Genomic DNA, 11,541 nt, shown 5'->3' with positions numbered 1-11,541 from the left:
CGTGTTCTTGGCGGAACGTATTGATTACCTTAGAGATTACCATTCACTATTTTTGTTTTCAGGCCTGCCTCGTGAATAACCCGGGATGAAGGTCATCCTCTTATTAACGTTCTGCCCCCCATTAATTCGCCTCAAGCGACAGCGTTATTGTTATCTCGCACTCCAAAGGTAGATGAAGCAGAAAAATCTCTGCCGGGACATATACGTCGCCACGCGATGATGCGAATTCTGGATCAATTCCTCTATCCCACAAAATCCCACCTTCAGCTTGAACAAATGATTTCTGGGATGATCCGTCGTGGCTACCTGTGTCGAAATATTGCAGCGGTTGCCTATCAGCGAAACCTCGATGATGCTGGTCGAACCGATTTCACGGCGGTTGCCCGCAATGCGGGAAATGCTGCCTTGGTAAGCTCAGTAATCGGTTGCTCTGGTACGGGAAAGTCGACGGCGGTTGAAGCGATTCTACAAAGCTATCCACAGGCTATTTACCACCCCGATTATCACCACGCCCAGTTAGTCTGGCTGAAAGTGGAATGCCCCCACGATGGTTCCGTCAAAAACCTCTGTACCAACTTTTTCAGGGCAGTTGATGATGCGCTGGGTACCGACTATCAGCAGCTCTATGTGAAATCTCGCTCATCAGCCGAATCCATGCTCGGCGATATTGCTCGCGTCTCTGCCTTGCATTCCATTGGTCTGCTCGTTATTGACGAGATACAGCACTTGGAGAAGTCGCGATCCGGCGGTGCTGCCAAGATGCTGAATTTCTTCGTCACACTGACCAACGTCATTAAAGTGCCTGTTCTATTTATCGGCACACCCAAAGCGCTGGAACTTTTTCAGCCGACAATGCGTTCGGCAAGACGAGCGGCGCAATTTGGCAGCCTGGAGTGGGGAAGGTTCTCCTGCGTTTCAAATGATGAAACTGCCAGCGATTGGGAGAAGTTTTTTAAGCGGCTATGGAAGTTGCAATGGTTCAAGTCACCAACGCCTTATACGCAAGAGATGATGAGCCTCTTTTGGGACTTGACCCAAGGGATCGCGCATATTGCCGTGGCACTATTTTATCTAAGCCAGGCCCGGGCTGTGATAGCGAGCCGGGAAATCTTGGATAGCTCCCTTATCATCAAGACTTATCAGGAAGAGTTGGCGATGGTTCATCCGATGATATCGGCGTTAAAAAGCGGACGAGAGGAACGAATACTTAAGTATGCTGATTTGGATGTGCCAACAGAATCAATACGGATGCAAGCCGCAATTCAAGAATCACCACCTGAAGATGTTGAGGACTCGACACTATCGTCAGGCCAGGAGCCGTCGAAGCGTAATCGTTTAGTCGATACGCTTATTAATATAGGGATAGGTAAAGATATTGCGTCCATTGTCGCGGAACAGGCTCTCGAAGAGAGACCTGACGATGATATTTTCAGTCTTGTGGCGTATATCAAGGAACTGCAAGAAAAAGAGGAGCCTCGTCCCGCAAAATCGCGTACCAAAGTGAGTAAAATTCAGCCTACTTTCTTGGATGGCGATCTTCGGCTTCTGCGAGATGATGATCTTAATATCAGCTACCAAAACTTCAAAGCCAATGGCGTGGTTGTTGATATGCTTGCGTATATCTAGCGATGACCGAGGCACGCGATAAAACGACTCGGTAGGGCCTTGAGCCTCTGCACTCAGCGGCACGATATGCCATCATAAGCCCCGCTCGCTTCATCAGCGCTTTACACTATCGTTAGGAAATGCCGCATGAACACCACCCCGCTTGCCTATCAGCTCTCCGGCCATATCACGGCTGAAGCCCCGATTAACGTAAGCTACTTTGGCATGGACGAGCGTTTGCCGCGCACGCCGCATGGGCAGGTGTTTCTGAACGGTGGCACTCTGCGGGGGCCTTTGCGCAAAGCGGGGTTGAATATGCTGATTCGTGAGCTTGCGAACGCGCACGATAAACCCGAGGACCGTGTTTTTGATCGCGCGCAGATGTATATGCTGGGTGAGGGCATTGATATCTCGCGTGAAATAAATAACGAAGCTATCGGCCAAAGCCACGACCCGCGAGCGGAAGCGTACCTGCGCCAAGCCAATCCCTTTATGAGCCTGTTTGGCCGCTGGAAGCTGGCGGGCCACTTGGAAGTCGGGCCGCTATTAACTAGCCGAGATAACCTCATTACCGCTGGCCAAGGGGCGCGTCACGATCAGTTTGAGCACGATGCGCGCCTAGTGACGTACTTGAGCGAAGACGAGAAAGACGCACTCATGAGCGAAATGCGCAGCGCTCGGGAAAGCATGGTGGAGATTGAGGCAATCCGGGAGCAGGTGCGCTCACTCAAAGCCGAGTCGCGTCAGGTGGAAGAAAAAGAAGCCAAGCAGGCCTTTGCCAAGCAGATCCGCGAGCTCGACGCACAAGAAAAAGCCATTCGCAAAAAGCGTGAAGGGTCTGAGGAATCCATCAAGCACCCGTTGGTCGGGTACGAAGCGATTGCTCCCGGCAGTCAGATGCAAAGCCGCTTACGATTAATTGAAGGGGCGCCGGAATTGCTCGGGCTACTGCTGCACTGCCTAGCGGAGTTTTCCCAACGGCCGAGACTTGGCGGGCACCTTGCCAGTGGCTTTGGCGCCATTAGCGCCGAGTGGGAAGTGTTACAGCGCGCCCCTGGAGAGCGCCGCGCATCGCCTATCGGCACCGTAAAGCTGGATGACATGGGAATTCAGCTGGAAGGTGATGCACTGGAGGCCGCATGGCAAGCCTTTCTCACAGCATTGCCGAGCTATGACTTCACCCTGTTCGCCCGCCTGGAAGCGCGCAAACGGTGGAAGCAGAGCTGATGGGGGAAGCGAGCACATCGAATCGCGGTATTGCCCCCGCTCAAGCGCAGCCTTTTAAGCTGCTGTTACAGCTGCACACGCCGCTTGTATTGCCGCGTATTGTGCCCCGTTTAGACACGCTGCTGCAGGAAGCGGCTTGCCGTAGGGCACTTGATTGGTTGTCACCCCACCCGTTGCCATTAGTGTTTGATGACGCGCAGCGCGCTTATCGCGCCTCACAGCTGATCTTTGGTGTGACGCCGCAGTTCGGGTTAGAGGCGCATACGGTGGGCTTTATGAGTTATCTCTACCGGCTGCCGCTACTAGCCGCACGTAATGTGCGGGCGCCCCTGCGGATAGACGGCGGCGATTGGGCGCCTAAATTAACTCAGCATAAAGGGAGGCTCTGCCCCTACCTGATCTTTTACGCAGAGGGCGACCCCGAGGCGTGCATGGACTTGCTCAGTGAAATCCCGCATATCGGCCTGGGTTACAGTCGCGGCCAAGGCGCTGTGACCGCCATGACGTTTGAACGCGATACACAAGCCTGCTGGCGACAGCGCAGTTGGCGTGATCAAGAAATGCACGTAGGCCTTCCCTATACGCCACTGGCGGATCACTTGCGCTTGACGCCCTGGGGAAGCGACGAGCCGGTTTACCGCCCACCGCGAATTTTGCGTGAGGTGTTGGCATGAAGGAGACAGGCGCGCCACAGAGCGAGGTGAATCCGCGCTACCGTGGCTATCAGTTACTTTATCGTGCCACCCGCAATCTGCGGCAAAGCGCGTTTTTCACCACGCTGACGCCTAAAACGCCTAGCTGCGCCTGTTGCGAACGGCCTTGGGCGGAGGTCGAGGCTCCCTTTGAAGCGGTCGAATACCGTTACGGTAAAAACGGTGGTACCGAATATGTTTGCCTAACGTGCTATACCCCGCGCATCGCCAGTGAGCAGATGCTGGGCTTGGAGCGCATGAACGTAACGGGCAACACGCGCACGCCGGTTTACGGCAAGTTGGGGATGCTGGTGGGTTCGGGCGGTATTATCACGCCAGCGGCTGAGCTTCACCTCACGCTGCCGCCGAAGTTGTTTGAAAAATACCGCCAGGGCCAATGGGGGCAAGAAGGCCGGTTAAGTACCGAAAAACCATTAGCCCGTCTGCTGGCCCTGCTAGCACAGGGCGAGCTTGACCCAGTGAGTGAAGGGTTTGTTTACATCGAGAACTGGGGGCGCAAAGTGGATGGCCTTATGCGCCACTTAACGCCCACCACCTCGCTACGAGAGCTTTGGTGCAATAGCGAAAGCGGCGTCAGCGTATTGGATTTGCACGCGATGGTGTTGACCGCGCAGCAACTTAAGACGCAAGGCCTAGCCGCGCAAGCGGATAGAATCATGTTCTGGAAACCGATTCTCGATGCCGCCGAAGGAAAGCGCGATGATAAGGCCTTTGGCCAGTGGTTGGAAAAAGTCCCCGACCCCGCGGCATTACTACATGCACTCCCGACAGACCCGCACGAGCGACTCAAACTCCCGGCGGTGTTAGGCACCGTGATGCCCCATTTAGACGCCTTATTGCCGTACTGCGAACCGCCAGCGCCATTGCAGATACCGATGGTTGAAGCGCCGCCGGTGTCGCGAGACCCACAGCAAGGCTCGCTATTTTAATAGGGCATTAAGCCAACCAAGAAGGTGATTGACCAAGATGCAGGTGCATTATTATGAAGCAAGCGCGCTATGCGATCCTGGGCATGCACCGGGCCAGCCGGTTACCTTGGAAGATTACCATCGTACCGCGTGGCAGCTTTTTACCGGCGATACCCACTACCCCAAGCGTGAGCGGCCTTTTATCTTCCGGGTCGAGTGGTTAACCCAAGAGCGGCATTTTTTTACCGTGCGTGCCGCAGGCGAATTTCCGCATGCGGAAAAGCATCACGTTAGCCTCCACCAGGGCGCTACCTTGACGTTGGACTGGCACTGGGTGCCCACGGTAGCCACGCGGTTATCGTCTACTGGAGAGAGGCTCACCCGCAGCCAGCACATCCCCGCGCCGCGTGAGCGCTGGGCGAACTTGATCACCGAGCGCATGCAGCGCCAAGGGCTTAACGTTGACACGCAAACGCTGTCGTTTTGCCCGCTGGGTGAATGGCAGCACCGGCGCAACCAACCGCAATTGCAGCGCGTGATATGGGTAAGCGCGCAGGTTAGCGTGATTGACGAAGCCGCTGCCGCTCAAGCGTGGCTAAACGGTGTCTCCCGCCTGCGGGCTTACGGCATGGGCATGCTATGCAAGCGTTAGGGCAACAGTGCGCTTTGTTGTTATCATGAGCCCGTTCCGCCTACGCGGAAGTGTTTGCAACGAGTTTCATACCAGAATGGAACGTCTGAACGTCCCGCCGTTGCGGGAATAGTGCCCCAGCCACTGGGGCGCTTCTATTTTTCTTTCCTACCTACCTAGATACGCTTTCTATGCACCCTGTCATCCATTACCTCAGCGAGATACTGCCAAAGCGCCCCGGCTTTCAGCGCAATCCGGTGCAAATCGCCTACGCGGAAGCCTTGGTGGATGGCCTAAAAGAGCAGGGTAAGTTGCACTTTGTGGAAGGCGATACCGGCATTGGCAAGTCGCTGGCTTATCAGCTAGTGCTGGCGGACTGGGTGGCTAAAGGCAAGCACATGGGCGGGAAGCAGGCTGCGCGCCGAGCGCTGATCTCTACCCACTCCCGCGCGCTGCAGCGACAACTGTTGCAGCCGGATAACCTCGCCATCGTGCGCGATTATTTACACCACGCCCAATTACCGCTTCTTAGCTTTGCGCTGCGCATGGGGCGTGAGAACTATTTAAACCCCGAACGCTTGGCGCTCAATCTAGGCGTGGTCAGCTTGGAGAGCGCGGCGGAAGATAGCCACTTACCCGCTGCCCACCGTCGCCTTGCCCGCTGGGCGCTGAAAAGCGATGGCTGCTTGCTGGACCTTGACCCCGCCTGGCTACCGGAGGGGTGGCAGCTACGCGATATCGCCCTACGGCCTACTGACCCCCTGCCGGAAAGCCTAGAGACGCAACACCAAGCGGCCCAGCAAAGCGATATCTTGGTGATTAACCACGCCCTGCTGGCCGTGGATTTAGTCACGCAAGGCAAGATTACTCAGGCGGAGGCGCCTTATGCGCTCCTGCTGGATGAAGCGGAACACTACCCCGAAATCGCTGAAGAGCTGTTGAGCGAGCGTATTTCGCTACAGTCTGCCACGCATCTTCTGAAGCAGCTAAAGCAGCACCGCGTTGTGAAACAGTGGCAATCCCTGCTGGATAACATGACCGAACGCGAGCGCGCAGGTAGCGCGCATAGCCTAACACCCTACCAAAGTGAGGCCATGCAAGCGGCGGTGACGGCGTTACTGAAATTGCGTCCGCGTGAGAGCAGCCACGACCCAGCCCTCTGGCGGGAATGGCAGCACCTACGTCAAGGGGCAGAGAAAATCGCCGCCCGGCTGCGCGAAGCCAGCCGCTATCTGGTGCTGGATTACTCACCCGTTCTCGGGCTGCCTGGTATTGTGGCGCACGCGCCGAGTGCTGCTTCAAGCCTCAAAGCCGGTGCCAAGGAGCGGGTCACCTTTATGACGTCCGCCACGCTTTCGGATCTTGATCACGCACCTGGGGAAATCCCTAATTTCCGCTATATGCGCAGCCGCTTGCAGCTGCCGGTGACCCACAAGCGCAGCGGCCTGCAGCGAAGCTTCCAGGCGCAGCGTTTCGGCACTTTGCGCTTTCGCTTACCCAGAGCGCTGCCGCATCCGCTGTCGCCGCAAGAAAACGGCGATTACCGCCTTGCCAATCACTTCTGCCAACAAGCGCTGCCCTATATCACTGATCAACTGGGCCGCACCCTGGTGCTGTGTGCCAGCTACGCCGATGTTGCCGCGTTAGAAGCCGCTTGGCCCTTAGAGCAAGTGCATCGCCTAGTGGCGCATCATCCCGGCATGGGGCTGAGCGAAGTGGTGGCCAAGCTAGAAAAAGATGCCATTTTGCTCACACCCGCCGGGTGGGAAGGGCTGTCGCCAAGCCGTGAAGATAACCAAGCGTATTGGCAGCACTTAGTGGTAGTGCGTAACCCCCGCCCGATGCTGAGCCAAGTTGAACAGCACCTGGTGGAGCAGCTATTGCACCGTCGAGATGTGCCCGAAGAAGATGCAAAACGCATCGCCAACGGCATGCTGCAACGGAAAAACACCGTGCGAACCCTGCACAAATTGCGCCAAGGGCTGGGGCGTGCAATTCGTCATCCCGATGACGATGTGCTGGTGACGCTATTAGAGCCGCGCATCCCACGGCCTTCGGGCTACCCGCCGCGCGAAGGCGTGTACGTTAGGCAAACGCTACTGGGCGCGATACCTGCACGCTTTATGCGTGCCTATCAAAGTGCGGAAGAACCGGGTGGAAAAGAAACAGAAGGCACAACGCCGAACCAAGCTTTAGCGGCTTTGCTCTAACCCCCCCCCCCTACCACGGCACTTCTCGCCGGCCGGTTTGAAACGCGACCACCTTGCGGTAAATCTCCTTGGCGCGCTCAATCGCCTCTTGCTCCATTTCATCCGGTTCCACCTTGCGGTTGCCGCTCGCGCCGCCTGAGGCGAGCATATCCTTCACATCCGGCCGGTAGCGCTCCAGCAGGTGCTCCAAATTGGTGTGGATCGCCTGCAATTCGAGGGTGAACTCGCGACGTTGCTCCATGCGCTTGGCTAAATCTTTATGGTCCGTGGCGCCATTGATCAGCGACGCCAAGGTGCCGTTCACCAGCTTCTGCGCTTGGTCCAGCCGCGGGATGATCACATACACCACGTCATAAAGCTGAAAGGGCGCTTCGTATTGTCGATAGCTCATTCTGGTACGTTGATCATAGAGGTGGCAGCAACTTAAGGCAGTGATAAACGCGCGTAGTCTACTCGTCCTCGCGGCGCATTTCAGCCAGCGTCTCTTCGGTGATCGGCTCGCGCTTGGCATCGAGGATATGCCCGCCAAGCTCGGCGACCTCATGGGTGAAGGCGATCAAATCATCGGGGCTTCTTGAGACTTTGCGCGCGTTCAAAAAGCGGATCAAAATCGAGATGCCCTGCACCGGCGCGTGCTCGCCCCCTTCATGCAGCGGCGGCAGCTTGCCCGGCGAGGTGGCGCTGGCCACCATCAGCGGGTAGCCCTTGGGCCCCGGCGGCAGGTGGAAGGCGCCCAGCTCCGCCTCGTAAAAGGCTTTTTTCTCTTTTAGCATTTCGCCCAGCGCCTGGTTGATCGCTTGGCTTGGCGCATCAAACACCACAAACAAGCACTGCTGCGCGGGCTTTTGGGTTTTGGCGGGTTTTTTCGGCGTGGGCGCCGCCGCGTCAGGCGTTTTTTGCGGCGCGGGGCTAGGCGCAGGGGTGGTTGGCTTTGCCGCTTGGCGTGGCTTGATCACCACGCGGTAAAAAAGCCAAAGGCTGGCAAGCCCGAGCACAATCGCGACGCCGGCCAGCAGTATGGGGAGGTTGGAAGATGACATGGTGTTTCCTCATCACGCTATCGGATAGCTTTAAGATACGCGTTTGGGCATAAAAATGCAGCGCCTGATGAAAAGGGCGCTATAAATAAAGCACCGACATCACGCTAGACGTCACAGGTCAAAAATGGACTCATCGTGTACGCACCCACACGCTCAGTGGCAAGCAGTCAGAAGGTAGTAATCGAGGTTGTGACGTGATTGGAAAACGGCATTCAAAAGCAGCGTAATTAAGAAATCAGCAGCTTCAAAAAGAGGCAAAAAACGCTTCCTACTGCAGCAGCGTCAACGCAAGTTCTGGTACCTGGTTGGCCTGGGCCAGCATGCTGCTGCTTGCCTGCTGGATGATCTGCGCTTTCACCAAGTTGGCAGTTTCCAATGCATAATCTGCGTCCATAATGCGAGATTGTGCTGCACTGGTGCTTATCTTCTGCTGTTCAAGGTTGGCGATGGCACCTTCAAAGCGATTATTCAAAGCGCCATAATTACTTCTATAACCATCAACCAGTGAAAGAGCGTCGTCGAAGGTTTCAATAGCGGCTCCGGCACCACCCTGAGTCAGCAGGTTCACATATTTCAAACCTAGTGTTTCACTATCTGAGGGTGTGGCGGGGATGGTCAACTTGTTCGCATTTCCGCCAAAATCGGCGTCCATGACGATATCTGTGTCTGTGCTGAGTGGGTGTGGCGGAGGACCATCCGGCATCTCATCCCAGTCAACTTTCAAGTTATAATGCCCATTACCGGCTACGGCCAGAAAGAGTGGTTGGTTCACTTCTTCAATCACCACCCTTTCAAGGCGAGTTCCAGGGTCATTGTAGCCGTCATTCACTCCATTATCATGCCAATCGCCATCACCGCTGTAGGCGATATTCATGCCAGCAACACGGCGTGTTACAACACTTCCCGGCGGCGGATCATATTCGGTTGTATTGTGAAAGAGAATGGAATCATCATATTCAACTTCATCACCGAAGCCATTAGCTGAATTAAGCAAGTTCTGCTTCAAATCATCAGGGTTATCAATACCATTAATGGACCAGGTATAGTCAACATCGTCGGGATCATTTACCTCCAGTGGTGTGCCCACAAGATGGGTACCGTTGATGGTAAAAAGCTGGATATCATCATCAGCTCCCAAAGAATCAATATCAATGACAAGCCCCTTCGTGCCCTTCGGGATAAACCCTATTGGGTCAGCTGATGAAGGACGACTATTGTCCCAAACACCCTTGGTTACAACATCCTTGAGAGTTTGAGTATTACCAAGCGCGGCATCCAGTTGCCTTTGTTCGGCCGGCGCCAAAGGGTGCTTATCGAAGGCCTGCGTATCGAAAGAAATCCGATCGATTTCATCTTGTAGCTGCAAGAACTCGCCATGCAGCGCTTCACGATCGGAATTCGACAGGGTTCCATTTGCCGCCTGCACCGACAGCTGCCGCCCACGCTGCAGCAGGCCATTGATGCCATCCAGGCCACCTTCCGCGGTCTGCATCAGGCTGATGCCATCATTGATGCCCTGGGTGATCTTGTCACCAGCCCGAAGGCTGGCCTCCATGCGGTTGGCCATGGCTTGACCGGCAGCGTCGTCCTTGGCGCTATTGATGCGTAAGCCGGAGGATAGGCGCTCCATGGCGGTGGCTAACGCACCGTTCGCACGGGTGTTGTGGGCTTGGCTCTTGAGCGAGAGAGTGTTGGTATTGATGATGACGGCCATGACTGCCTCCTTGCATTCATTTGTCCTCATGCTACTTAATTTTTTACTTGCGAACACCCCTTTTTCATCGTTTACGCGAGAGGCATGCTCTCTATCATTCTCCTGTTACCAACTTTTACACCTTTTTTTATCAAGTACCCTAAAGGTTTCCTCCCATCCGCCGTAATCAGTAATAACGGCACACAATGTGGCCGAAAAAGCGGGCCTTCTAGGCCAGTGTCAAAGTAAAGGAGAATCACCATGTCAGTGATTAATACCAACATCACCTCCATGATCGCCCAGCAGAACCTGAATAAGTCAAACGACTCGCTCAGCACTGCCATGGAGCGTCTGTCTTCAGGTCTGCGCATCAACAGCGCTGCTGACGATGCCGCCGGTCAGGCCATCGCCAATCGCATGAGCGCCCAGATCACCGGTCTAAACCAGGCGGTGCGTAACTCCAACGACGGTATCTCTGTTGCACAGACTGCCGAAGGCGCCCTGAACCAGATCAACGACAACGTCCAGCGTGTCCGCGAGCTGACGGTTCAAGCGGAAAATGGCACTAATAGCCAGGATGACCTGAACTCTATTCAGGATGAGATCAATCAGCGCCTGACAGAAATTGATCGCATTTCAGCAGAAACTGACTTTAACGGCACCAAGGTGCTAGATGAAGGCGTTTCTGCCATGAGTATTCAGGTAGGGGCCAACGATGATGAAACCATCGAGATTTCACTGACGGCCATCAACCGCGACACCCTTGATCTTACTGGCTTTAATGTCAATGGTCCTGATAATCCTTCAGCACCTGCTGATGGTGAAAAACTCACCGATGTTGATGGGAAGTCCTTTACAGCAGCCACCACTGCATCCACCACTGCAGGCGATACTGAAATTGCTATCGCTGATTTTACCGGCGTAGCAGCTGCCAATGTTTCAGACGTTGACGGTTACACCGGTGGTGGTGACGTTGTATCCGATGCTGACGGGAACCTGTTTCTGGATACCGGTACTACCGATGCCAATGGTGATACCATTTATTATGAAGTTGAAAGCTTTGATGCTACAGCTTCTACTGGTGGTGCTGGTGCTACGCTTGACAGCGTCACCATCACTGGTGATGCGCTGACAATTGCTACATCAGATCCGCTGAAGCAGTTGGATGACTCATTGAGCACCATTGATGGTTTGCGTTCTGAACTGGGTGCGGTACAGAATCGATTTGATTCCGCTATTACCAACCTTGAAACCAACAGCACGAACCTTTCCGCTGCACGTTCACGTATCGAAGATGCTGACTATGCAAAAGAAGTAGCCAACATGACGCGTGCACAGATCCTGCAGCAGGCAGGTACCAGCGTATTGGCCCAGGCCAATCAGATCCCTCAGAGCGTGCTGTCTCTGCTGGGCTAATCTAAAACGCTATAAGCTTTATAATGAAGCAGGCCCTATGGCCTGCTTTTTTATCATTGTATATTACAAGTTTTTATAGTTCTATCCTCTTGAAGTAG

The 11,541-nt window shown here is 54.8% G+C and carries 10 protein-coding genes; 7 read left to right on the top strand and 3 right to left on the bottom strand.

The window, feature by feature from the left end; translation table 11 throughout:
* The first annotated feature begins 147 nt into the window (after window positions 1-147).
* The 6 genes from QC823_RS10835 (at window position 148) to QC823_RS10810 (ending at window position 7,294) form a co-directional block, all read left to right on the top strand.
* Window positions 148-1,626, top strand: coding sequence for an ATP-binding protein (locus tag QC823_RS10835; protein ID WP_309656365.1), 1,479 nt, complete (start codon window positions 148-150; stop codon window positions 1,624-1,626).
* A gap of 126 nt (window positions 1,627-1,752) precedes the next feature.
* Entirely contained in the window at window positions 1,753-2,832 is a 1,080-nt protein-coding gene (locus QC823_RS10830) for a hypothetical protein (protein ID WP_309656364.1), read from the top strand.
* Window positions 2,817-3,506 carry a hypothetical protein gene (locus QC823_RS10825; RefSeq protein WP_309656363.1) on the top strand — a complete coding sequence of 230 codons (690 nt, stop codon included), beginning with the start codon at window positions 2,817-2,819 and terminating at the stop codon, window positions 3,504-3,506. Before QC823_RS10830 ends, QC823_RS10825 begins: the two co-directional genes overlap by 16 nt.
* A complete protein-coding gene (locus tag QC823_RS10820) occupies window positions 3,503-4,474 on the top strand; it encodes a hypothetical protein (RefSeq protein WP_309656362.1) in 972 nt (323 codons plus the stop codon). Before QC823_RS10825 ends, QC823_RS10820 begins: the two co-directional genes overlap by 4 nt.
* 37 nt (window positions 4,475-4,511) lie before the next feature.
* Window positions 4,512-5,105 carry a hypothetical protein gene (locus QC823_RS10815; protein ID WP_309656361.1) on the top strand — a complete coding sequence of 198 codons (594 nt, stop codon included), beginning with the start codon at window positions 4,512-4,514 and terminating at the stop codon, window positions 5,103-5,105.
* 170 nt (window positions 5,106-5,275) lie between these two features.
* A complete protein-coding gene (locus QC823_RS10810) occupies window positions 5,276-7,294 on the top strand; it encodes a helicase C-terminal domain-containing protein (RefSeq protein ID WP_309656360.1) in 2,019 nt (672 codons plus the stop codon).
* Between the two features lie 10 nt (window positions 7,295-7,304).
* Here the strand turns inward: QC823_RS10810 and QC823_RS10805 are convergent, their stop codons facing one another.
* The 3 genes from QC823_RS10805 to QC823_RS10795 all read right to left on the bottom strand — a co-directional run bounded on the left by QC823_RS10805 (window position 7,305) and on the right by QC823_RS10795 (window position 10,048).
* Window positions 7,305-7,685: a hypothetical protein gene (locus QC823_RS10805; protein ID WP_309656359.1), complete on the bottom strand. Its 381-nt coding sequence runs from the start codon at window positions 7,683-7,685 to the stop codon at window positions 7,305-7,307.
* Window positions 7,686-7,743: 58 nt separating this feature from the next.
* Window positions 7,744-8,334, bottom strand: a complete 591-nt coding sequence (locus tag QC823_RS10800; protein WP_309656358.1) for a cell division protein ZipA C-terminal FtsZ-binding domain-containing protein — start codon at window positions 8,332-8,334, stop codon at window positions 7,744-7,746.
* 268 nt (window positions 8,335-8,602) lie between these two features.
* A complete protein-coding gene (locus QC823_RS10795; protein ID WP_309656357.1) occupies window positions 8,603-10,048 on the bottom strand; it encodes a flagellin N-terminal helical domain-containing protein in 1,446 nt (481 codons plus the stop codon).
* Window positions 10,049-10,288: 240 nt separating this feature from the next.
* Here QC823_RS10795 and QC823_RS10790 point away from each other — a divergent pair, with 240 nt between their 5' ends.
* On the top strand, window positions 10,289-11,443 hold the full coding sequence (locus QC823_RS10790; protein WP_309656356.1) for a FliC/FljB family flagellin: 1,155 nt from the start codon (window positions 10,289-10,291) through the stop codon (window positions 11,441-11,443).
* Window positions 11,444-11,541 lie beyond the last annotated feature (98 nt).

The organism is Vreelandella vilamensis (assembly GCF_031451755.1).
Lineage (GTDB): Bacteria > Pseudomonadota > Gammaproteobacteria > Pseudomonadales > Halomonadaceae > Vreelandella > Vreelandella vilamensis.
This window is presented reverse-complemented; position numbering and strand designations above follow the sequence as displayed.